Source organism: Corynebacterium casei LMG S-19264, assembly GCF_000550785.1.
Classification (GTDB): Bacteria; Actinomycetota; Actinomycetes; order Mycobacteriales; family Mycobacteriaceae; genus Corynebacterium; species Corynebacterium casei.
Map to the genome: position 1 here is coordinate 2329095 of NZ_CP004350.1, position 23087 is coordinate 2352181.

Genomic DNA, 23087 nt, shown 5'->3' on the forward strand with positions numbered 1-23087 from the left:
AACGCAAAAGGCCGGTTAATAGCTCTTGGAGACCTATTAACCGGCTAAAAACAGTTGTTGAGCTGGCAGAAGTAAGCTAATTCAGACACACTTTTCTTTACTTAGCCCTAAATACCCATGGCTTGGGTTCAAGGCCTTAGAAGGGCGCGCAAGGCTGTTTTTGGGCCGTGCTTTTAAACACCGCGCACGCGTACTCGCGTTTTCGCGCCTGCACCGGCCACACTGGAAGCACTCCCCCGTTGGGTACTTCCATGTCACACTCGGCGTGGGCTTAGCCCTGCCAGTGTACTTCGGTTTGCGACACGTGAATCTGATAACTGATTCGCGCGCGCAGCGTCTCTGGCGCGTGCGTGGATTCATCGCACCCTTTTACCATCTGGCGGACTTCTTCTTCGCAGTCCAAGCGCGTGGAACAACATGTGCATTCTGAGATACGTGCACGGATTTCTTCCGCGCGCTGCTCAGAGGTGCAATTGTCTAAGAGTTCGCAGCATAGCGCCTCTATTTCTTCGGAGCTACACCGCGAGTGATCATCATGCGACATTAGTTGTCCTCCATATCCGGGTGTCCTAATCCAATTCCTTGATCACGAGCTACATCCTTCAACGCCTTTCGCAGTAATTTTCTTCCCCTATGAAGCCGACTCATCACGGTTCCCAAGGGAGTATCCATAATTTCTGCGATTTCCTTGTACGCCAAACCGGCCACATCGGCATAGTAGACAACCATCCGGTAGTCCTCCGGGAGGTCATTCATGGCCTCGGAAATGGTCGAATCCGGCATTGCTTTCAACGCCGCAACCTCGGCAGATTCCAAACCAGTCGAATCATGCCCGGAGGTTGTGTACAGCTGAAAGTCTGTCAACTCATCCGCGGATGACTCCGTCGGGCGGCGTTTCGCTTTCCGGTAGGAGTTGATATAGGTATTGGTCATGATTCGGTACAGCCAGGCTTTTAGGTTCGTACCTTGCTTATAAGAATCGAAGGCATTGAACGCTTTGAGGTACGTCTCCTGAACCAGATCTTCAGCATCTTGTGGGTTCCTGGTCATACGCAGGGCGCCACCATAGAGCTGATCAAGCAATGGAAGGGCTTGTTCCTCAAAAGAATCAGCCACTGGCGTCCTCCTCGTAGTATTGGCGGCCATTTTTACTATTCTAGTCACATGGCCAAGACTCCAGCACTACAGGTAGTTGCAGCATCCAGCGTGCCGCATCAGGTGCATTCTTTTGATTCCGGCACCAGTAACTTTGGCGAGGCAGCCGCTGAATCCATTGGTGGTTACCCCGCGCGGATTTTCAAAACTCTGGTGGTTGAGCTGTCTACCGGCACCCTTGCGGTGTGCGTGATTCCTGTGCCGGAGAAATTGAGTTTGAAACGTGCGGCAAAAGCGTTGGGTGCGCCGAAAGCTGCGATGGCAGATACCGCCAAGGCGCAGAGATCCTCAGGGTATGTGCCAGGCGGCATATCGCCGTTGGGACAAAAGAAGAAACTGGCCACGGTCATCGACGTCAGTGCGAAAGAACATGAAACCATTTATGTTTCAGCTGGTCGCAGGGGCCTTGAGTTGGAGATTTCCGCTGAAGACCTCGCATTGCTTGCCGATGCCACCTTTAGCCGATTAACGCTGGATAGTCATTCCTGACATTGCCTACAGGCTTATCTACTGGGCGTATTTCAAAGAGTTCACGCAGTTCTTTCGGTGAGGGCTGCAGCAAGTCTTCATCCATGTCTCCTTCGAGCCACGGGCGCATTTCTTCTTCTAAAAGAAACCGCGGCAACCGATTGTGCAGCCAGTCCATGGGTTCTAGTGCTTCAGTAGTCACCATCGTGGCGGAGAGCCGGTCCAGCCCGCTGGACCATAGACCCGCGACCCACATGAGCTTTCCATCGGGGCGAGATACATAGTGCGGTACTTTCTCGTGCCATTCGTAGTAACCGTTCATGGGGATCAGGCAGCGGCCGGAGCCATTCTTTCCTTTATATGCATCCCGAAATGACGGCTTGGAAGCAACGGTTTCTCCGCGCGCGTTAAACAATGGCGGGCCATCCAAGTCTTTCTTCCAGTGTGGAAGCAGCCCCCAGCGCCCCGGTTCGACGTTGGCCAGGGATTCTTGCACCCGCACGACCGGCACCATCATGGTCGGCGCGATGTTATATCGCGGTCTGGGGACGCCATCGGGAGCGTGTACTTCTTCGACGCCGGGCAGCTCACCGACATGGCCGAGTAACTCTGAGGTGAATAAAACAAATCGTCCGCACATGCCCCTATTATGGACGATATGACAAATTCGTGGACTGCACCCGTGGCCCAAGGCCCAATTCAATGGACCCAACAGATTCCTGGTTCCAAGTCGATTACGAACCGCGCCTTTATTTTGGCTGCGCTCGCGGATTCACCTTCACTTCTTCGCAACCCGCTCACCTCCCGCGATACCGAATTGATGGCAGCAGCATTGCGCAATCTTGGTATTGGCGTCGAAGCTGAAGGCACCGATATTCGTATCACTCCAGGTGAACTGTCCGGCGGTTCAATTGATTGCGGCCTTGCAGGAACAGTCATGCGTTTCCTCCCACCGGTCGCCGCACTGGCCTCCGGGCCAGTTGAAATCGACGGCGATGAGCAAGCACGTGTGCGCCCCATGGCAACCATGGCGAAGGCCTTGCGCGAGCTCGGCGTGGAAGTCTCCAGTGACACCCTGCCCTTGACGGTCACCTCCACCGGTGTTCCGGCCGGCGGTGAAATCACCATCGACGCTTCTGGTTCTTCCCAGTTCGTCTCTGGCCTGCTGCTGTCCGCTCCGCGCTACGGCAATGGCATCACCGTGCGCCACGAGGGCGGCACGCTGCCTTCCATGCCGCACATCGAAATGACCGTGGCTATGCTGCGCCAGGCGGGCATCACCGTCGAACAAGGCGAGAACTGGTGGAAGGTGCATCCTGGAATCGTCCAGGGCGGCACCTGGAATATCGAACCAGACCTTTCTAACGCCACCCCATTTCTCGCTGCCGCAGCAGTCACTGGCGGCTCACTGACCGTCAATGACTGGCCAGCGACCACCACCCAACCGGGTGATGCCTTCCGCCAAATCCTCACCGATATGGGCGCAACAGTGGAGCAAACTCCTGAATACCTGCGCGCCGTTGGCAATCCAGATGGACGTATCACTGGAATCGACCTGGACATGTCGCAGATCGGTGAGCTCACCCCCACCGTGGCGGCCCTCGCAGCCTTGGCGGAGACGCCATCGCGGCTCACTGGCATCGCGCACCTGCGCGGTCATGAGACCGATCGCCTCAAGGCACTTGCAACCGAAATCAACAGCCTCGGCGGTGACGTGACCGAACTCGATGACGGTCTGCAGATCAACCCTGCCCCACTTCACGGCGGTCTGTGGCATGCCTACGCTGACCACCGGATGGCTACCGCTGGCGCGATTATTGGCCTGCGGGTTGAAGGCGTTGAGGTAGACGATATTGATACCACTGCAAAGACCTTGCCTGGCTTTGCCCGCATGTGGGAGAAGATGCTGAACCCTAATGGCTAGACGTTATGACGAATCCGATGTCCGAGTCCGCCCTGGTAAAGGCTCGCGTCCGCGCACCAAGGACCGGCCGACGCATGATGATGCCAAGTTCGGCATGGTCATCACCAAAGACCGCGGACGCTGGGGCGTAGCACTTGATGATGGTCCCGTGGTGGTTGCCATGCGTGCCCGCGAAATGGGCCGCACCCCGGTAGAAGTCGGCGACCGCGTCGGCGTGGTGGGTGATACCTCGGGCAAGAAAGATACGCTGTCGCGAATCGTCAAACTAGAAGAGCGCACATCTGTTCTTCGCCGCACAGCCGATGACACGGATCCTTATGAGCGCATCGTGGTGGCGAACGCTGACCAAATGTTGATTGTCACCGCTGTCGCAGATCCCCCACCGCGTGCGGGTTTTGTGGAACGTGCCCTCATCGCTGCGTTCGTCGGCAATGTGCATCCCATCTTGTGTTTGACCAAGACAGATTTGGCCGACGCAGCTCCCTTTGCAGCGACCTTCGCCGACCTGGATGTCACTGTGGTCGAAGCCGGCGTTGATGACACTCTTGATGCAGTCTCCGGGCTTATCTCCGGGCACGTCACGGCGTTCATTGGCCACTCCGGCGTCGGCAAATCCACCCTCGTTAATCGGCTCGTGCCTGACGCGTTCCGTGATACCGGTGAGGTCTCTGCTGTGGGCAAGGGTCGGCATACTTCCACGCAGTCTGTAGCGTTGCGTTTGCCTGACGATGACGGCTGGATCATCGACACCCCCGGAATCCGCTCTTTCGGGCTCGCACACGTGGATGCAGACACCGTTTTGGACGTCTTCTCCGACCTTGACGCCATCGTCGAGCAGTGTCCGCGTGGTTGCACCCACGCCGGTCCCCCAGCTGACCCAGAGTGTGCCTTGGACAAAATGGAAGAGGGCACCTCCACCGCTCGCAGACGCGATGCGGTTAGGGCCCTCTTAACTGCCTTGCGCAGTAACGACGAGTACTAGAAAACTCGACTTTTAGAAAAGCTCGACGAGGAAAGGCAGCTCGCTGACATCGTAGTACGCCATGAAGTTATCCAGGGCGTCACCGACAGCGAGCTCAGCGTCCTCATCACCAAGGTCCGCGGTATCAATGACCTTAATGGCCTTGGCCGTGGCTTCCTCGGATTCTTCAACATCGATGTGGAAGCACACGATGTCATCCAGGCTCACCTTGGCTGGTTCCAGCTTGACCACCGGGTCGCCCATATCCGGCATCGGGGTAATCGCTGAGTCATCAATGTCGGCGGAGATAACCACGCGGCGCTTCGCAAAGTGTGGCTCATCCCCAATGGCCAGCAAACGCAGTGAGGCCATCGAAGCTTCGAGGAACGCCGAGTAGGAAATCTCTTCCTCATCGCCCTCGGTATAAAATTCCTTCAACGCCTGGGTGGAGGCAAAGCCCCAACCGGAGCGCGCGAAGACTTCGCTGGTCTCATTGAGTTCAACCAGCATGTTGAAAGTAGCGGGTAGGTATACGCGCACTCTAAAACTCACCCTCCAGGTCAAAGACTGCCTGAATTTCCACGCTGGTTCGGTCAAATACGGTGTACAACATGCCCACCATGCCATTTTCAACAGCGGCGCGGACATTGAGGATGTTGTCATCGATCATCACGCAGTCGCTCAGAGGCAGCTCCAGCGCATCCGCTGCTGCCTGGAAGGCTGCACGGTCTGGCTTTTCAGCACCCACCTCGCCGGAGAGAATAACCGCATCTACCAGGCCTTTGTACTCCCATTCACGGATAGGTTCCGCTGCTGGGCCGCCTGGATCATTGGACAAAATCGCTAGGTCTACACCGTTTGCTTTCGCTGCCGATAAGAGTGTTTGCCAACGCTTTACATCTTCGTCTGGTCCGTCCAAGACCCCGACATAGTCAACGATTAGTCCTCGCATGGGTGTGGTTCCTCCAAATAATAAATAAATTTAACTCGAGACTAGCGCAATCTCATGACACAATGTTTACTAAGCCCACAATGTACCCGCCTGGGACCTTACAACGAAAGGTCCCGCAACGTGTATCAACCGATTCCTGGATGCGCTCATTTGCTGCGCTTTATTCCAGAAGACACGGTCATTTACTCCGCCCCGTCCACCAATATGGACGCAGCGCAGCGAGTCTTAATCAGCAAACTCGTGGGCATCGCGCTCGATGTCGCAGCAGGGCTTCGCCCGCTATCGCATCTCACGCCCACATATTTCGACCCATCCATCACCATGCACCTGAGCTCATGGTCCCGCGCTCACCGTTCTGAGAACTTGCGGATGTGGATGAAGTCACTGCATGGACGCGAAGATGGCGAGTACTTTGGTACCGCCATCTATGGGGACAAGCAGATTGCCTTCACCGGAAGGCTAGCGAAAGGCCACAATAAGCTGCGTGCCTTTCGCTTGCTTTAAGCATGCTTGCTCTAAGCCTGCTTGGTTTCTTGTTCCTGCTCTTGCTTGGTCATCTGCTTACGCAACATAAATAGCTGGCGCACAGTTTCTTCCTTCACGCCCTCATTCATTGCGTTAAACATGTCGCCACCCTCTTTCTGGTATTCCACCAGAGGGTCACGTTGAGCCATGGCACGAAGGCCGATGCCTTCCTTGAGGTAGTCCATCTCATACAGGTGCTCACGCCACTTGCTGTCGATGACAGGCAAGATGATCATGCGCTCGGTGTCGCGCATCTGCTTCTCGCCGCCGATCTCAGAAATCTTTGCTTCCAAGTCGTCGTACTGAGCCAGAGCATCATTGACCAACGCGTCCGTGAGCTGTTCTGCGGTGAGCTCGCCCGGGGCGCCGTACTCAGAACCATCAACAAGTTCTTGTGCGTCAATGGTCGGACCGTAGAGCACGTCCAGCGCGTTCCACAGCTGGTCCAAGTCCCAGTCCTCAACATAACCGGTAGTGGTTGCGCCAGAGACATAAGCGGTAACCGTATCCGCGATCATCGTGCGGATGTTGTCCTTGATGTCCGAGGAATCCAGGATCGAACGACGCGTCGCGTAAACAACCTTGCGCTGCTCATTGAGCACCTCATCGTACTTCAGGACGTTCTTACGCATTTCAAAGTTCTGGTTCTCCACCTGCGCCTGCGCGCCCTTGACGGAGTTAGACACCATCTTGGAGTCAATCGGAACATCATCTGGAACGTTCAGACGGTTCATCATGTTTTCCATGGACTGACCCACGAAGCGCACCATGAGCTCATCGCGCATGGACAGGTAGAAACGGGACTCGCCTGGGTCACCCTGGCGGCCAGAACGTCCGCGCAGCTGGTTATCAATACGGCGGGACTCGTGGCGCTCGGTGCCCAGAACGTACAGGCCACCGGATTCACGCACTTCATCACCGAGACGCTTAGAGCGCTCACGCTCATCTTCAATCTCCGAGTCCCAAGCTTCCTGATACTTCTCTTCATCATCAAATGGATCCAGGCCGCGCTCGCGCAACTTCATGTCCAAGATGACTTCTGGGTTACCACCCAGCACGATATCGGTACCACGGCCAGCCATGTTGGTTGCAACAGTGACGTTGCCAGGACGGCCCGCGCGGGCAATGATGTTGCCTTCTTCTTCGTGGTACTTCGCGTTCAGCACCGAGTGCTTCACCCCGCGCTTATCCAGCAACTGGGACAGGTACTCAGAGCGCTCCACGGAGGTGGTACCAACCAGCACTGGCTGGCCCTGCTCAACGTGCTCAGCGATGTCATCTACCACCGCTGCGAACTTTGCTTCCTGCGTCTTGTAAATACGGTCAGAGTGGTCCGCACGCTGGTTTGGACGGTTGGTTGGGATTGGAACCACATCGAGTTCGTAGATGGAGTTCAACTCCGCTGCCTCAGTCTCTGCGGTACCGGTCATGCCGGAAATCTTTTCGTAGAGTCGGAAGTAGTTCTGCAAAGTAACGGTCGCCAGAGTCTGGTTCTCGTTCTTAATCTCGACGCCCTCTTTGGCTTCAATCGCCTGGTGCATACCTTCGTTGTAGCGGCGGCCAGCCAGGATACGGCCGGTGAAACCGTCAACAATGAGAACCTCGCCATCGCGAACGATGTAGTCCTTGTCGCGGGTAAACAGTTCCTTCGCCTTCAGCGCGTTGTTGAGGTAGCTGACCAGCTGGGAATGCTCAGGAGCGTAAAGGTTGTCAATGCCCAATTGGTCCTCGACGTATTCAACGCCTTCTTCCAAGACACCAACGGTGCGCTTCTTAATGTCCACTTCATAATGGATGCCTTCACGCATGCGCGGCGCCAAAGTAGCGAAGACACCATAGAACTGCGAAGAACCATCAACCGGGCCGGAAATAATCAGCGGGGTACGGGCCTCATCGATAAGGATGGAGTCCACCTCATCAACGATGCAGTAGTTATGCCCACGCTGCACGCAATCCTTGAGATTGCGGACCATGTTGTCACGCAGATAATCGAAGCCCAATTCATTGTTGGTGCCGTACGTAATATCGCACGCATAAGCTTCCTTACGCGCTGGCGGACGCATGTCATTCAAGATCACGCCGACGGACAGACCAAGCCAACGGTGAACACGGCCCATCATCTCCGCGTCACGACGCGCCAGGTAGTCATTGACGGTCACGATGTGAACGCCCTTGCCATCCAGCGCATTAAGGTAAGCCGCGAGCAGAGAGGTCAGGGTCTTGCCCTCACCGGTGCGCATCTCGGCAACGTTGCCGAAGTGCAAAGCCGCGCCGCCCATAATCTGCACCTTGTAGTGCTTCTGGTTCAGCACGCGCCATGCAGCCTCACGGACAGTAGCGAAAGCTTCAAGGAGGATGTCGTTGAGGTCCTCCCCATCAGACAGACGCTTCTTAAACTCGTCGGTTTTGCCCTTCAGCTCTTCATCGGAAAGCGCTGCAAAATCGTCTTCGAGAGCAATGACTTGGTCAGCCATCTTGTCGAGCCGCTTAACGGTGCGTCCTTCACCCGCACGCAGCAGCTTGGAAAGTCCAAACACTTGTAATTATTCCTTTACTTCCACGACATTGTTGACTAGCTCCCCGCTATTGTACGCAAGGATTTATTAAGTACTGCCTTAGCTCCCCAAATAAAACAGTAAAACCCAGCCGCGTTACCGAAGTAACACGACTGGGCGTAAAGCTTAAGGCTTAAGCTTCTGGGTCCTCAGTCAAAGAAATCAGGCCGTAGTCAAAAGCGTGGCGGCGGTACACCACGGATGGGCGCTGGGTTTCTTCATTGATGAAGAGGTAGAAGTCGTGGCCGACAAGCTCCATCTCGCTCAAAGCATCATCCACGCTCATTGGCGTTGCTGGGTGCTCCTTGGAACGAACTACCTGGCCTGGACGCTGATCCTCAATGGTCTCTGCGTATGGGTCAACGTAGCGCTCCTCGCGCTGATCTTCGCGTGCTGCCTCAGCATCCGCAACGATCTCTGCAGCCAATTCGCCAGTGCCCTTACGAGCACGGTGACCGGACTTGGTTGCTTCACGGCGAACCTTGACCTTGCGCAAAGAACGTTCCATCTTTGCCATGGCTGTTTCAAGTGCTGCGTAGAAAGAGTCTTCCTTCGCCTCAGCGCGAGCGATGTGTCCCTTGCCCGTTGCAGTGATCTGAATGCGCTCTGACTGAGCATCACGGCGAGGGTTTGGCTCATGCTGCAGCTCGACGTGGAAGAAGGTCAACGTCGGGTCGAGGCGTTCAATCTTGGAAAGTTTCCCTTTGACCCGGTCGGAGAAGTGCTCTGGCACCTCCACATTTCGTCCGGTAATGGTGACCTGTGCTGCGGTGGTGGTGGTGGTGTCGGTCATGACTTGCCTCCCTGTATTCGCGGGGCCAAACATTGGGCCCCTGGGGCCGGATGTACTCACAATCAGTAGGTGTGACTTCGATGTTTACATCTACTGTGTGTGACACTATTAATCCTACCAGTGGTCATAACCAATGTGCCCTAAACGTCAGCAAAAACTAATGCCCCCGCTACTTCTGCCCCCGCTCCGCGCAAAACTTCCACCGTCGCGGACAAGGTAGAACCTGTGGTCATGACATCATCAATGAGGATGAGCGGGGCTTTTACCACTGGGGTGAACAGTTCCACGCTGCGGCGCATATTATCCCGGCGCGCTTCGGCAGAAAGCGTCGACTGGTCCGCAGCACCCCTGAAAATGCGCACGCAGTTTTCAACGTTCATCCCCGTTGCTTGGCAGACATGTAATACTGGGTCGCCGCCGCGCAAGGATGCTGATTTGGCACGCGTTGGGGCGGGTACCAACACCACATCATCGGGAATGTCTCCGCGGGCTATGAGATATCTCAAACCCGCATGCACCACCGCGCCTACATAGGGCCGCACCGCCCGGTTGTTGTACTCCTTCATCGCGATGATGATGTTGCGCCTTAATTCGGAATAGGCGCCTAAGGAAAATACGGGGACACCGATTAGCGAAGTGCGATACACCCGCTGTGGAACCTCCCGCAAGCTCTCCTGGCATTCCCGGCACAATACGGCGCCAGGATGCCGGCAGCCAGCGCACGCGCGCGGGAGGAGCAGCTCCATTTAATTCGCCACAATCGGCGCTGAGCGCAGCCCTTGCATGCCTGGGACTTCGCGCCAGTAGGTGGATTCTGTCTCCACTGGCAGTTGCAGCATGGCGTGGTAATCGGTGATGTACAACGTCGACGGTGAAGCAGCGATGGACACCACTGGAATGGTGATATTGCCCGATGGCAAGGTAGAGACCGAAGAGCCATCTTGCTCAACACGCCACACTGGGGTTTCCTGCGTGGAAGTGCCCACCACCAGCGAGCCGTCCGCCTGCCAGTCCAAGCTAAGCGCGGTGCCACCGAGTTCACTGGCCGGGTTGTAGACGTTGGTGAGGCGGAAATCGCCGGAGCGCTGACGCTCCACAACGCCGATGTAGACCTCACCGCCAATAATCATCGCGGCCTGGGCACCTGAGTTGGACAGGCGAATAACTGAGATTTCCCCGTCGATGTCATCCAGTTCAGATTTATCTACGCGCGTGGTGGTGACTTCTCCGGTTTGCGGTGAGCGCACCAAACGCATGATTTCATCGCCTTCGACCACAGCCCATGCGGCCTGCCCGGCGTTTTCAAATGTCGGACGGGAAATGGTTTCTGCTTGCAGAGCTTCTTCTGGTTGACCTTCGACTTCGCCGAAGATCAGCTGCGATTCATCACCTTCGCGGCGCACCGCGGCAACGACGCCATTGGCAGAGATATCAGCGGATTCAATATTGCCGCTATCGCCCAATGAACCTTCGAGCGGTTCGGCAGCGTTGCCGGAGACCTGCAAAATATTGCCGTCATTGAGCGCGTACAACGGTGCAACGGAGTTTGATGCCACGCGAGGGTTGTATTCCGCGAAGTCATCGGTGGTCATGGATTCCAGGTTTTCCACCAACGGCGCACCATCAGCGGTCACGGAATATGGTTCTTGCACCCCTGCGTGTGACAGTGTCCACACCAGTTCAGCTGCAAAACGCAGGCGGTCATCGGCGGACATGTTCTGCATGCCCGCGAAGTTGTAGACGCCGTCTTCGACGCCCACGAAGGTAGCTTCTTCCGGCACCACGGTGGTGGTCGCCGGTGCAATGCGTGCCGATGGACCTTCCAGCAACAACGTAATCAGCTGCGCGTCTAAGGAGGTTTGACTGCCGAAGAGCCAACGCCTATCAGTAACAAGAACGCTGCCCGTCTGGCGATAGAAATACACCGGCAGCGGCTGGTAATGGTTGCGTAACTCGGTGCGTTCAAACACCACGCCATCAGGCAGGTCAGTAATGCGCCATTCGCCGTCGACTTGCTCCATGCGGATGGTGGTTTCGTAGCCAGAGTTTTCTGGAACATAGCTTCCGCCCGATGCGATGGAACCAATGACGCTGCCGCGAACGGTAAACGTGCGCTGGTTAGAGCCTTGAGTATTTTGTGAAGTCAGCTCAATGAGATCCACGATGCGCATGGATTCTTCCGGGTTCCAGTTCTCTGCCGCTTCCGGAGACAGGAATGAACGCGCAGCGCTGTAGTCCGAGGACGGAATAGCCGCCGCCGAATAGAACTCACGGACCAACAGGTCAGCTTCTTGCCCAGGGGTTGGGCCCACCGCAGGGTCTACTTCGGGCTGAGGTGAGAAAGAACGCAGAACTTGCGGGTCGGAGGCACTCGGCAGCGTGGAACAAGCTGACAAAGATAATGCTGTTATAGCGAGGGCGGCGATAAAGCGCTTCATGAATTTGCCTCCTCATCCTCTTCCTCAACCACAACTGGCGCATTTGGCACCATGAGCGGCAAAGGCTCGTCTCCGAAAGGAGCACCAGGGGTGCGCGGAATAATCAGACGGAAGCGCGAGCCCACGCCCGGGATGCCAGTGGCATCGAGGGTACCGCCGTGCAGCACCGCGTCCTCACGCGCAATGGCCAGGCCCAAGCCCGTGCCGCCGGAGTGGCGTTTACGGGAGGCATCCGCACGCCAGAAACGGTTGAAGACGAGTTCCTCTTGGCCTTCCTTCAGCCCCACGCCTTCATCGGTAACCGCAACTGCAATGGCAGTCTCAGTATGCCCAACATCGATGGTGACGGGGTTGCCTTCAGAGTGGTCAATGGCATTGGCCAGCAGGTTGCGCAAGACGCGTTCAATACGCCGTGAGTCAGCCTGCACGTTCACGGGAGTCTCAGGCGCGTTCGAAATGACCTCGACGCCGAGTTCCTTGGCCAGGTGCTCTGTTTGCTGCATAGCTGATTCAATGCAGGAGCGGATATCGATGTTGGCTGATTGCAGGTCTGCAACGCCAGCGTCGTGGCGAGAAATTTCCAAAAGGTCCGCGAGCAGTTCCTCGAAGCGATCAAGCTCGCGCGTCATCAACTGGCTGGCACGGCGGGTGTGCGGTTCCAGGTTTTCAGCATCATCAGCGATAAGGTCTGCGGCCATGCGCACCGTGGTCAACGGGGTACGCAGCTCATGGGAGACGTCAGAGGTGAACTGCCGTTGCAGGTCACCATATTCTTCCAACTGGGTAATCTGCTTGGATAGCTTGTCCGCCATGTCATTGAAAGACGCTGCCAGGCGTCCCATTTCATCCTCGCCATCAACCACCATGCGCTCACGCAGGTGACCGGCGGCTAGACGCTGAGCGATGCGCGAGGCCGAACGAATCGGGGTAATAACCTGCTGAATAGCCAGCCAGGCAATACCTACGAGCAATACAACGACCACGACGCCAGCGGCCGAAAGTAGGCCGCGCATCAGAGCCATGGTGGATTCTTCATCTTCCATCGACATCACTAGATACAACTGGAGGTCAGGAATATCCGCCATCGTAGGCGTGCCCACGACCAGCGCGCGGTAAGAAGAACCTCCCGGCTGGTCAATCGTGGTGAACTGGTACATCACCTGGTCATTTGCGACCGAGGCACGCAATGGTTCCGGAATGCGATAGCCCTCTGGCGAAGTGGTGATTTCACCGGCAGTGTTTTCAACCACGATGACCGGTTCATACACCGCGTGGGATTCGCCGCCCTCAGCCGACATTTGCGTCAATGAAGCGCGGGCCGAGTTGATTCTGACTTGGACTGAGTTCGCTGAGCCAGTGGCATTAATCTGCTGCTCTACTGCAATACGCGCGCGTTCAATTTCTTGATCAGCGATGTCGATTTTCTGATCAACAAGACGCTGCGTAAGCACCGACACCAGTGCGTAGGCCAAGATGATCATGACCACGGTGGAGGCAATCAAGATCATGCCGATGACGCGTACCTGCAACGAGGTACGCCACAGCTCACTGAGCACGTCACGTAAATGACGCAACCGGGACTTAATAACTAACTGCCTCCATCAACCAGAAGGAACGAACCTATTTACTAGTCGTTCTTGCCGGTCTTGTAGCCAACACCACGCACCGTCAACACAATCTGCGGGTCTTCCGGATCATGTTCAATCTTTGCGCGCAGGCGCTGCACGTGAACATTGACCAGACGGGTATCGGATGCGTGGCGGTAGCCCCACACCTTCTCCAGCAGCTCCTCACGGGTGTGCACCTGACCAGGCTTGCGAGCCATTTCCACCAGAAGTTCAAACTCCAGCGGGGTTAAAGACAGCTCTTCGCCCGGGCCACCGTCCGGGGAACGGCGGGTCACGGTGTGCTCAGAGACATCAACATGCAGATCGCCGACTTCGATGATCTCCGTCGACGTGGTCTCTGTACGGCGCAGGCGCGCGCGGATACGAGCCACCAATTCCTTCGGCTTGAAGGGCTTGGTGATGTAATCATCCGCACCGGACTCCAGGCCCAGGACGACATCAACAGTGTCGGTCTTTGCGGTGAGCATGACAATCGGCACATTGGAATCGCGGCGAATGGCGCGGCAAATATCCACACCGTTCATTCCAGGCAGCATCAAGTCAAGCAAGATGAGCTCAGGATTGTGCTGCTCAAAAGCGGCGACTGCATCATTGCCGTCGGTGATGGGAATAGGCTGCAATCCTTCGGATTCCAGAACAATTGTCAACATCTCCGAAATGGCAGGATCGTCATCCACCACCAGGATCTTTGGCGCCACGTTTACTCCCCTACAAGTTTTCGAACATTGTCGATGATAATACCCTTATCAGCAGTGGCAATCCACTGGCCTGCCCAATTGGACTCGGCGAGTCGGCCATAAGCCGCAGCGGTTGCCGCCTGAAGGTTTCCGTCTTTTTCGTACTCGTCTTTTTCACGGCTGGCATCTTGTGCCGAGCGCGAAGAAGCACGATCTGCGGCCACTTCCACATCGGTGGCCAAGTAAATCTGCAACTGCGGCTTGGGCAGGCCCAGACGCCCGAATTCCAGGTCAAAGACCCAGTCCATCACCGAGTCATCAGCAAGCCGTGCTGCGGAATACGCTGCATTCGATGCCACATAGCGATCCAAAATCAACAACTCTGGGCTATCCGCTGCTGCTAGTAACTGCTCTTTTGCACCATGCCGGTCAAGCGCGAACAACGTTGCCATGGCATACGCCGAAGAAGTCAGATCACCCATGCGGCCATACAACGCCTCCTGGGCGAGCTGGGCATGAATAGATTCCTCGTAGCGCGGGAAGGCCAAAACCCCGACTGGGATATCTAGCTCCCCACGCAGGTGTTGCACCAGCGTGTTTTTTCCGGCGCCGTCAATCCCTTCAATCGCAATAATCATTAAGCGAGAGCTTCAAGGAAAGGCTCGAGGTCGTATTCTTCTTCCACGTCTTCCAGCAAAGAGGTGGCCTTCTCATTGAGAGTCTCCGAAGAGTATCCCACCAAATCACGGATGTACGGGTAATTGGAGACAACCTCGCCGGCAGAAAATGGTGCACCGGCCCAAATTGCGGCGATGGTCGCTGCGGCCAGAGCGTTCTGCTCTTCGTCTTCGGTTGCCCCACTGTCATCGGTGGCCAACACGATTGCGTCGCGGATCGCTTCAATGATGTCGTCTTCTTCCAAAGAGATCAGATCATCCAGAAACTCAACATTGACGTCACTGGTGAAAATATGCTCATCCCAAGTGCTCATGGGCTTTGCTCCTTTTAATTTTCGTTATCCTTCACAACGCATTTGCTTGCCATGACAGTACTGCACAATCGACACTAGCCAACTTGATACATGAAGCCTAGTAAAACCCGCCGGGCATGGCGGCACTGAATAACAACCAAGTATCAAGACTCACTTAACCACCTGGGTAAGGTTGAACACAACAGCCCCTTTTGGCAAGTGTTCGCAGAGCGAAACAGCAGAACAGCCCTAATTTTTCCACGCGGGAAAAAGTTGAGGTGGACCTATTTCCATTCTCAGCAGAGCGTGGTAATCTCGTTACTAATTCGTTACCAACCGAAAGGGCGCCTGTGAATTCAGATGTTCGTCGCGTCACCATATTTTTCACGGTAGGACTGCTTGTGGCAGCTGCCGTGGGTTTTGGTGTGTGGCGAATGGGCACCCCGACCTCGGTTAACGCCGATCCGACGATGGCAACGCAGTCCACGACGGAAACCACTCAGCGTGACGCGCAGGACCGTGATGAGTCGGAAGAGTCTGATTCAGAGAACCGCCGGGCGAATTCTTCATCGAATAATTCTTCACGCAGCCAGGACAACACTCCTGATTTCTCAGACGATCCTTTCTTGGCACCTAATTCCGTGGTTAATCCTCACCGTGAGACCACCAGCCCAACGAATGTGTACCGTCCCGAGCCAATCTTTGGCCAGCAGCCTGATAACTATGCGCAGGCACCTGACCAAGGCACGGTAGCAACGGATACCGAGACTCCAACGCAGATCTCTGCTATCCAGGGTCAAGGCCAAAGCCAGTCCCCACAGCCCGGTACCTCTAATTCGCAGACTCCGAATAATGAGACTTCGGACAATTCGCCAACGCGTACACGTCCGAATTACTCGGATCGTGATGACGATGATCCAACAACGGGTATCCCAAGTCCGTCCCAGCCTTCTGAGGAACCATCGGAACCTTCAGAGCCTGGCGAGCCGTCTGAGCCTGCTGAACCGTCAGAGCCTTCAAAGCCGTCAGAGCCTTCAAAGCCGGCGGAACCTTCTGAGCCAAGTGAGCCAGAAGACAGCGAGGAGCCTACGCCTACTGATGAGGCGCAAGCTCCAAATAGTTCAGACCAGAACTAAACCCGGGCGATAAAAGCTTGGGCGTTATCTGGGGTGGTCATGATGATCTTGCCATCGGAGGCTGGAACCCATGCTGCCTGAGAAGGCGTCAGCTCCAGGACGGAACCGTCTTCGGCGGTCAACACTAAGGTGCCGGAGGTACACAAGATAACGCCGGGGCCTTCGCTTTCCGATTCCACTTCATCGCCAGCACCCAACTCGCAGCGGGTCAGCGCGTACTCATCGACTGGGACGGGATAGTTCATTGCCTGCGCGCCGTGGACGGGTGCAGAATCTGAACGGTCAATTTGCTTGACGCGTGGGTCAGCAACGGTGTTGAAGGACAAGACTTTGACTAGCTCGGGAACATCCACATGCTTTGGTGTGAGACCACCGCGCAAGACGTTGTCAGAATTCGCCATGATTTCCACGCCCAGCCCGCGCACGTAGGCGTGCAGCTGACCGGCATCGAGGTAGATGGCCTCACCGGGGCTCAACTGGACATGGTTGAGCAGAATCGCACCCAGTACGCCCACATCACCTGGGTAGAGCTCGTTCAGCTCAATGATGGTCTTGAGCACTGGACGCATCCAAGAGTCTTGGTTCACGGTGGCCAGTAGCTGCTTCGCGCTTTCAAGCAAGGCGGCGATGAGCTCACGGCGCTTGACTGCTGGGATGGTAATCCAGGTGGTAAACAGTGCACGCAGGCTATCTGCTTCATCCGCGCTGGTAAGACGGCCATCAGCGATATGCATGTTGGCGTAGCGGCTGAGTTCTTCACAATTGAGAGCATTGAACAGCTCACGCGTGTGAACCAATGGCCGGAAACCTGCCATGGCGTAGAAGTCAGTCAGTGCCACAATCAACTCGGGCTTGTGGTTGTCGTCCTTGTAGCTGCGGTTGGATGCGTCCATCGCAACACCCTTGGCATTCTCACGCGCGAAGCCTTCTTCGGCCTGTTCCTTCGAAGGGTGCGCCTGCAAAGACAAAGGCTCATCGGCGGAGAGAATCTTGAGCAAGAACGGCAACTTATTGTCATAGGTCGAAGCCACGTGCTCCCCCAACGCAGCCTGCGGGTCGGCGGCAATAATAGCTTCTAATGGCTTGCCATCAACGGTGGCTGGTCCCCCAGGGTGCGCTCCATACCACAGCTCTGCGATGGGATGGTTGGATGCGGCCTGTCCTTGCAAGTGCGGAATTAGTGTCTTTGAACCCCATGAATAGGTTCGGGTCGCACTGTTAAGCAGCTGCATTAATCTTCCTTTGAAACATCGTAAGCGGTCGCGGCGAATGCACGCGTGAGTAGTTGGACGGCGCAAACCAGATCACTGGTGTCAGTGTCGGTGCATGCCATGGCAAGCGAGTTTGGCAGTTGTGACTGTGCTTGCCCCCAAACAATTACTTTCAAGGATACTAGAGACTTTTCCCCATCCAGGAAAGGGTCATGGAAAATGTCGTCGCTCGCCGAAGATTCCTGACTGCGTTCTAATACAACCGGCACTTGTTCGGGTTCGAGGAATTCTCCCGAAAGACCACGCGTCGACCAGATGCTTGCCGCACACCGTGCCACAGCAAGACCGACGTTTATACTCGCGGGGAGATCCGCCGGCTGATCAATGCGCGATCCAGTGTGGATCACGCGTGCATCCGCCGTAAAGTCACGCAGTGCGCGGCCAGGGTTGACGGTGGCATCGCGCTCTGGCGAGAGTTGCTCTAGCTCTGCATCCGCGGCATCGGCAAGCTCATGCAAACGATCTGCCACCATGACACCGTCATCGGTGATTGACCACAGCAATGCCAAAAGCCCGGTGATATAGCGACTTGGTGATGCCCCATCCGCCGTTGGCGGAATTGGGAAATTAATGGTGTCCGCGGGGGCGTCTTCATTCAGCGGACCGCGGCCTGGGCCGATGAGTGCAGTTGTAGCACCACGACGCGCGGCGCTAATGAGCGCCAAGGATGCCCAATCAGCATCCGCGCGCTCTCCCACCACGATGACCAAGTCCAGCGGACCCACAAAATGTGGCAGCTTATCCGTGACCGACATTGGCCATGGAAGCGGCGATATTAATTCAATAACCATCTCTGCCGCCGCACGCGCGACTTGGTCTGTTGGCAGGATAACGATGGAGCGAAACTCTGCCCCGCGTAGCGTTCCCAGGTGCTGGGTATGTGCGGCGATGGTGCGGATTTGCGCACCTTCGTGTGCGACATCGAAAAATCGCACGGTTTCCGGGTCATACGAAGCCCCGGAAAAATAACCATCATCTGTCATGCGTTCAAGCCTAGTAAAAGGTGTACTTCGGTGGTGGCGCGGTAATCTATTTGCATGACTTTTTCAGCAGATTCCCCGGTAAGTCCCCAACCTGTTGTTCTCATTGGTGGTGGACCAGGAGCGTGGGATTTGATCACGGTGCGCGGCATGCATGCGCTGCAGAATGCTGATGTGATTCTCGCGGATCATTTGGGCCCCACCGCTGAGCTAAACAAACTGTGCGATGTGGACTCAAAAGAAATAATTGATGTCTCCAAGCTGCCTTATAAAAAGTCAGTGTCGCAGGACCGGATAAACGAGCTTCTCATTTCACATGCGCACGCGGGTAAGAAGGTTGCACGTTTAAAGGGCGGTGACCCTTTCGTCTTTGGCCGTGGCTTTGAAGAGGTCCAGGCCCTGGCCGAGGCGGGTATCGCGACTGAGGTTATCCCCGGCGTGACTTCTGCGGTCTCGGTTCCGGCGAGTGCCGGCGTGCCAGTTACCCAGCGCGGTATCGTGCATGCGTTTACGGTTGTGTCCGGGCATTTGCCTCCAGGACACGAAAAGAGCCAGGTGGACTGGGCAGCATTGGCGCGCTCCGGTGCGACCTTGAGCGTGATCATGGGTGTTCGCAATGCGGGTGCCATCGCGGATGCACTACTCGCCGGTGGCCTCGCCGCGACAACGCCGGTTGCCATTATTGAAAACGGCACCATAGATGAAGAGCGTGTCTTTAAGACGACGTTGGCGTCTATGGGTGAAAAGACCGCCGAGGCACAGATTGTGCCACCGGCGGTGTTTGTGATTGGTGAAGTCGCGGACCTGCGCTAAGAACTAGCGGGCGGTTGCTTCTTCGGGTGCGCGGACTGCTTTCGCGTCCGCACCATCACCTTCTTTGGCAGCTTCCGCTGCTTCCTCTTCTGCATCTTGGGCGCGCTGTGCACGGGCACGGAAGTGTCCACGCAAGGTTGCAGCGATTCCGATTGCAATGATGCCTAAGTGAATAAACCATGCCCAGAAGGTGGAAGGCTCGAAGCCGAGGCCACCGTAAACGGTAGAGATATTCAGCGCCGCAATGGCGGTGCCAACTAGGCCACCAAGAACAATCGGGTTGAGACGAGAGACCAACCAGGCTGCGATGGGAGCAGCAATTGAACCACCAATAAGTAGGGCAACGATAGCACCGAGGTGAGCGACGAGCTCTTCCCACAGGCCAAAGACGAAGCCCAAGGTTGCGCCAAGAGTGACCAAGAATTCAGCCGCCGAAACGGTACCGACTACGCGGCGTGGCTTTTCACGGCCTGCTGCCAACAAGGTGGACGTGGTGACCGGCCCCCAGCCGCCGCCACCGGTGGCATCAACCATGCCACCGACAGATCCGAGACCAATCAAAAATGGTGCGGAGTGCGGCTTATTAGAAACGGTGCGCTTGATTTTTCCGCGGCTAAAGCGCCACATCAGGTTCAACGCGATGATGAACAAGATCGTAGAGGTAATGGGTTCAGCTGCATCCAAAGAAAGATTCGACAGCAAGGTCGCGCCGATAAATGCAGCGATAGCACCGGGAATGGCTAGGGAGAAAACAATCTTCCAGTCCACGTTGCCAAAGCGCCAGTGGCTAAATCCGGAAACCAACGTGGTGCCCAGTTCTGCTGTGTGAACCACAGCTGATGCTTGGGCAGGGCCCAGTCCGGCTAGAAATAGCAGCAGCGTCGTGGAGGTGACGCCAAAGCCCATGCCAATTCCGCCGTCGACTAGTTGCGCAGCAAAGCCTGCTATAGCAATAAAAATAAGCGTGGGCATGTGTTCATCCTAAGTAGTTTGGGGCACTCATGCTGACAAAGCAGCGGTGGCGCGACGGGATTGGTGAAGGCGGGTAGCTAATACTTCAGAAAGTAGCGTTCCCAAGGGCTGTGAGCTGGTAATATTCGAACCCGTGAGCTGCATCATGTTTGGCAGCGAGTGGTTCAAAGAATCCAGCAAAAGCCCTTGCGTTACAAACAGTGGCAGCATGTGCATTCGTGGATGTGCGGTTGCCTGCAAGCGCAAGCCTTCACTCCCCCACAGGTAGCCAGCTTTGCCGGCACCGGAGGTGGCGAACAAGGTGCTGGTCTGCAGCCCAGTGGCATCAGCCAGACGAACCGACAAACGCACGACGGACTCATTGGCTTGGGCATTGGATGAGCCCACCGCGTACAAGATGACGTGTGGGTTTTCCTCCGGCGCTACATCGCGTGCCAGCTGGGTCTCGAGGATTTCCAGTAGCTCAGTTCCCGTGCCCAACCGTGGGGTGGGATGCAACTCCACGCCGCTTACTCGACGGGCTTCTTCCATGACATTCGGGACGTCATAGCGCATGTGAAAACCGTTGGTAAACAGCAAAGGCATCAATGTGGCCTCGTCGAAGCCGTGCTCGCGTAGTTCTAGCGAGGCATCAACAAGCGAAGGCGTATTGAACTCCAAGTGAGCTGCCTTGCCATAAGCCCCAGTCAGTTCCGCGGTTCGCGCAACGAGCTTATCGATACCTGGTGCTGCCTGCGCATGGCGCGACCCGTGCGACAATGCGATAAATGCCTGGTTCATAGGTCGTGCCCTTTCTTCTTCAACGAGTTGGCCAGTGCTTCTTGGGATGACGGCGCTGCAGCCGGAGTGACTGGCGCTTCATCCTGTCCGTGAAAATAGACGGAAAATACGCGCAAGCAATCCTGGCAAGACCAGGCGAAGTCTGTTTCCTCATCTGGAAACAGCAGCTCACCGGCGCAGTATGGGCAGTGCAGTGGGTGGTTACGGTTGGGATTAGGCTCGCGACGAAACCTCATGACAAGTCCTCATCATCGGCGCGCAGAATCCAGTCACGGAACTGCTCGCCGGGTTGACGCTGGTCCTTGAAATTGGTGACCACGCGGGTGACGTACTCAGTTACTTCAGTTGCCTTGACCTTGTGTCCACGCAGCTTCTTACCAAAGTCCGCATTCAGGCCCATTGCGCCACCGAGGTGCACCTGGAAACCTTCGATGCGGTTGCCGTCCTCATCAGTCAGAGTCTGGCCCTTGAAACCGATGTCTGCGACCTGGGTGCGGGCGCAAGAGTTCGGGCAACCGTTTAACGTGATGGAGATTGGGACATCCAGATCGCCCAGGGTTTCCTCTAGGTCGTCCACGAGTTCAATCGCACGGGACTTAGTGGTGGTGTGCGCCAGCTTGCAGAACTCCAGGCCGGTGCAGCTCATGACGCCACGGCGGAACTCCGATGGGTTGGAGTACAAACCGGTCTCATCGAGTGCCTTGGATAGTGGCTCGATGATTTCTGGCTTGACGTCGAGGAACAACAGCTCCTTCATCGGGGTGGTGCGAACGCGTTCGATGCCGAAGGATTCAGCAACTTCTGCAATCGCGATGAGTTGCTCGCCGGTGGTGTGTCCAACGGTCGGCTTCACGCCCACGTAGAAGTTGCCGTCTTGCTGCTTGTGCACGCCAACATGGTCACGGTTGCCCATGTGTGGAACGGTTGGGATGCCGTCTTGCAGTGGGGACTCCAAGTATTCATCTTCGAGCACCTGACGGAACTTCTCAAGGCCCCACTGAGCAACAAGGAATTTCAGGCGCGCACGGTTGCGCAGACGACGGAAGCCGTAGTCACGGAAGATGGAGACCACACCATGCCAAACCTCTGGAACGCGCTCAAGCGGCACGAAAGCACCAATGGATTGCGCAAGCATCGGGTTAGTGGACAAGCCACCGCCCACGAAGCAGTCAAAGCCCGGGCCAAATTCTGGGTGGTTGGTGCCAACGAAAGAAACATCCTGAATCTCATGGGTGACGTCCTGACGGGCGTTGCCAGAAATCGCGGTCTTGAACTTACGTGGCAGGTTCTGCACGTCATCGCGGTTAAGGTACTCATTGACAATGGTCTCAATCGCCGGGGTGGCGTCAATGATTTCGTCTTCTGCAACACCAGCTACAGGCGATCCCAAGATGACACGTGGAACGTCGCCACACCCCATCATGGTGGAAAGACCTACTGCTTCGAGACGATCCCAGATTTCAGGCATGTCTTCAATACGAATCCAGTGCAGCTGAATGTTCTGACGGTCTGTGAAGTCCGCAGTAGAACGAGCGAATTCCTTAGAAATTTCACCCACAACGCGCAGTTGCTGTGGAGTAGCTCGGCCACCGTCGAAGCGGATACGAAGCATAAAATACTCGTCTTGAAGCTCCGAATTGGACAACTGTCCCGTATGCTCACCACCAAGGTTCTGCTTACGCTGGGTATAAATACCCAACCACTTAAAGCGTGGTGCTAAGTCCTCCGGCGGGATAGAAGCAAAGCCTTGCTTGGAGTAAATATCAATAACGCGTTGCTTGGCAGAAAGGCCGGGATCTTCCTGCTTAATGCGCTCATCATTATTGAGCGGTTCGGTGCCGTCAATTTTCCACTGGCCTTCAGGCTTGGGCGCGCGCCGAGCGCGTGGCTTTTTATCTGTCGCAGTGGTCATGTTTGGTCCTAACGTGGGGAGTTAAATCGTTTAGAACCAAGTTAATCACACCACTTAGTTCGCACAATACAGACAGAGCGGTCTATAGATTTATTTATGCCGGTTTCACCGCCAAGCAGCACGAATGGAAAAGTGTCCCGCCGAATATAATGATGCGGGAAAACACGAAACTCGCCT

Annotated in this window: 24 protein-coding genes; 6 read left to right on the forward strand and 18 right to left on the reverse strand. The window is 55.9% G+C overall.

The genetic code is table 11. The annotated features are described in order from the left end of the window. Nucleotides 1–543 precede the first annotated feature (543 nt). A complete protein-coding gene (locus tag CCASEI_RS10660) occupies nt 544–1146 on the reverse strand; it encodes a sigma-70 family RNA polymerase sigma factor (RefSeq protein WP_006822001.1) in 603 nt (200 codons plus the stop codon). 18 nt (nt 1147–1164) lie between these two features. Between CCASEI_RS10660 and ybaK the strand changes: the two genes are divergently transcribed. Then, nucleotides 1165–1644, forward strand: a complete 480-nt coding sequence (gene ybaK / locus CCASEI_RS10665) for a Cys-tRNA(Pro) deacylase (protein WP_025387970.1) — start codon at nt 1165–1167, stop codon at nt 1642–1644. On the opposite strand, the gene CCASEI_RS10670 is transcribed toward ybaK, so the two are convergent. Then, entirely contained in the window at nt 1613–2263 is a 651-nt protein-coding gene (locus CCASEI_RS10670) for an SOS response-associated peptidase (RefSeq protein WP_025387971.1), read from the reverse strand. The genes ybaK and CCASEI_RS10670 overlap by 32 nt on opposite strands. A 9-nt stretch (nt 2264–2272) precedes the next feature. Between CCASEI_RS10670 and aroA the strand changes: the two genes are divergently transcribed. Both aroA and rsgA read left to right on the forward strand, forming a co-directional pair. After that, a complete protein-coding gene (aroA, locus tag CCASEI_RS10675) occupies nt 2273–3547 on the forward strand; it encodes a 3-phosphoshikimate 1-carboxyvinyltransferase (protein WP_025387972.1) in 1275 nt (424 codons plus the stop codon). Continuing rightward, nucleotides 3540–4529 carry a ribosome small subunit-dependent GTPase A gene (gene rsgA, locus CCASEI_RS10680; protein WP_025387973.1) on the forward strand — a complete coding sequence of 330 codons (990 nt, stop codon included), beginning with the start codon at nt 3540–3542 and terminating at the stop codon, nt 4527–4529. Before aroA ends, rsgA begins: the two co-directional genes overlap by 8 nt. A 12-nt stretch (nt 4530–4541) precedes the next feature. On the opposite strand, the gene CCASEI_RS10685 is transcribed toward rsgA, so the two are convergent. Both CCASEI_RS10685 and CCASEI_RS10690 read right to left on the reverse strand, forming a co-directional pair. Further along, a complete protein-coding gene (locus CCASEI_RS10685; protein ID WP_179943917.1) occupies nt 4542–5048 on the reverse strand; it encodes a DUF6912 family protein in 507 nt (168 codons plus the stop codon). Between the two features lies 1 nt (nt 5049). Then, nucleotides 5050–5460, reverse strand: coding sequence for an HAD family hydrolase (locus CCASEI_RS10690; protein ID WP_006821996.1), 411 nt, complete (start codon nt 5458–5460; stop codon nt 5050–5052). A 120-nt stretch (nt 5461–5580) separates the two neighbouring features. Here CCASEI_RS10690 and CCASEI_RS10695 point away from each other — a divergent pair, with 120 nt between their 5' ends. After that, entirely contained in the window at nt 5581–5964 is a 384-nt protein-coding gene (locus tag CCASEI_RS10695) for a hypothetical protein (protein WP_025387975.1), read from the forward strand. Between the two features lie 11 nt (nt 5965–5975). On the opposite strand, the gene secA is transcribed toward CCASEI_RS10695, so the two are convergent. The 8 genes from secA to CCASEI_RS10735 form a co-directional block, all read right to left on the reverse strand. Further along, a complete protein-coding gene (gene secA / locus CCASEI_RS10700; protein ID WP_025387976.1) occupies nt 5976–8522 on the reverse strand; it encodes a preprotein translocase subunit SecA in 2547 nt (848 codons plus the stop codon). Between the two features lie 151 nt (nt 8523–8673). Beyond that, nucleotides 8674–9333: a ribosome hibernation-promoting factor, HPF/YfiA family gene (hpf, locus tag CCASEI_RS10705; protein ID WP_025387977.1), complete on the reverse strand. Its 660-nt coding sequence runs from the start codon at nt 9331–9333 to the stop codon at nt 8674–8676. 140 nt (nt 9334–9473) lie between these two features. After that, on the reverse strand, nt 9474–9980 hold the full coding sequence (locus CCASEI_RS10710) for a ComF family protein (RefSeq protein ID WP_225868398.1): 507 nt from the start codon (nt 9978–9980) through the stop codon (nt 9474–9476). Between the two features lie 99 nt (nt 9981–10079). Then, a complete protein-coding gene (gene lpqB, locus CCASEI_RS10715) occupies nt 10080–11771 on the reverse strand; it encodes an MtrAB system accessory lipoprotein LpqB (RefSeq protein WP_025387979.1) in 1692 nt (563 codons plus the stop codon). Continuing rightward, complete coding sequence (mtrB, locus tag CCASEI_RS10720) at nt 11768–13279, reverse strand: MtrAB system histidine kinase MtrB (RefSeq protein ID WP_025387980.1); 1512 nt, start codon at nt 13277–13279, stop codon at nt 11768–11770. Before mtrB ends, lpqB begins: the two co-directional genes overlap by 4 nt. Before the next feature lie 119 nt (nt 13280–13398). Next, a complete protein-coding gene (gene mtrA / locus CCASEI_RS10725) occupies nt 13399–14097 on the reverse strand; it encodes an MtrAB system response regulator MtrA (RefSeq protein ID WP_006821989.1) in 699 nt (232 codons plus the stop codon). Nucleotides 14098–14099: 2 nt separating this feature from the next. Continuing rightward, nucleotides 14100–14714, reverse strand: coding sequence for a dTMP kinase (locus CCASEI_RS10730; RefSeq protein ID WP_006821988.1), 615 nt, complete (start codon nt 14712–14714; stop codon nt 14100–14102). Continuing rightward, on the reverse strand, nt 14714–15067 hold the full coding sequence (locus CCASEI_RS10735) for a DUF4259 domain-containing protein (RefSeq protein ID WP_025387981.1): 354 nt from the start codon (nt 15065–15067) through the stop codon (nt 14714–14716). Before CCASEI_RS10735 ends, CCASEI_RS10730 begins: the two co-directional genes overlap by 1 nt. Before the next feature lie 329 nt (nt 15068–15396). Here CCASEI_RS10735 and CCASEI_RS10740 point away from each other — a divergent pair, with 329 nt between their 5' ends. Beyond that, nucleotides 15397–16182 (forward strand): hypothetical protein, encoded by a 786-nt coding sequence (locus CCASEI_RS10740; RefSeq protein ID WP_025387982.1) that lies wholly within the window; start codon nt 15397–15399, stop codon nt 16180–16182. Here the strand turns inward: CCASEI_RS10740 and manA are convergent. Then, the gene (gene manA, locus CCASEI_RS10745) at nt 16179–17414 is read right to left on the reverse strand and encodes a mannose-6-phosphate isomerase, class I (protein WP_006821985.1); all 1236 of its coding nucleotides are present in this window, start codon (nt 17412–17414) and stop codon (nt 16179–16181) included. The two genes, CCASEI_RS10740 and manA, sit on opposite strands and share 4 nt — an antisense overlap. Further along, the gene (locus tag CCASEI_RS10750) at nt 17414–18436 is read right to left on the reverse strand and encodes a hypothetical protein (RefSeq protein WP_025387983.1); all 1023 of its coding nucleotides are present in this window, start codon (nt 18434–18436) and stop codon (nt 17414–17416) included. The genes manA and CCASEI_RS10750 overlap by 1 nt, the downstream gene beginning before the upstream one ends. Nucleotides 18437–18490: 54 nt before the next feature. Here CCASEI_RS10750 and cobA point away from each other — a divergent pair, with 54 nt between their 5' ends. Then, complete coding sequence (gene cobA / locus CCASEI_RS10755; protein ID WP_051461214.1) at nt 18491–19246, forward strand: uroporphyrinogen-III C-methyltransferase; 756 nt, start codon at nt 18491–18493, stop codon at nt 19244–19246. 3 nt (nt 19247–19249) lie between these two features. Here the strand turns inward: cobA and CCASEI_RS10760 are convergent, their stop codons facing one another. The 4 genes from CCASEI_RS10760 to CCASEI_RS10775 are packed head-to-tail and all read right to left on the reverse strand — an operon-like array spanning nt 19250 to nt 22910. Continuing rightward, nucleotides 19250–20218, reverse strand: a complete 969-nt coding sequence (locus CCASEI_RS10760) for a sulfite exporter TauE/SafE family protein (protein WP_006821982.1) — start codon at nt 20216–20218, stop codon at nt 19250–19252. A 27-nt stretch (nt 20219–20245) separates the two neighbouring features. Then, nucleotides 20246–20998, reverse strand: coding sequence for a sirohydrochlorin chelatase (locus tag CCASEI_RS10765; RefSeq protein WP_006821981.1), 753 nt, complete (start codon nt 20996–20998; stop codon nt 20246–20248). Then, nucleotides 20995–21234 (reverse strand): hypothetical protein, encoded by a 240-nt coding sequence (locus CCASEI_RS10770; RefSeq protein ID WP_025387984.1) that lies wholly within the window; start codon nt 21232–21234, stop codon nt 20995–20997. Before CCASEI_RS10770 ends, CCASEI_RS10765 begins: the two co-directional genes overlap by 4 nt. Next, nucleotides 21231–22910, reverse strand: coding sequence for a nitrite/sulfite reductase (locus tag CCASEI_RS10775; protein ID WP_025387985.1), 1680 nt, complete (start codon nt 22908–22910; stop codon nt 21231–21233). Before CCASEI_RS10775 ends, CCASEI_RS10770 begins: the two co-directional genes overlap by 4 nt. Nucleotides 22911–23087: the final 177 nt, after the last annotated feature.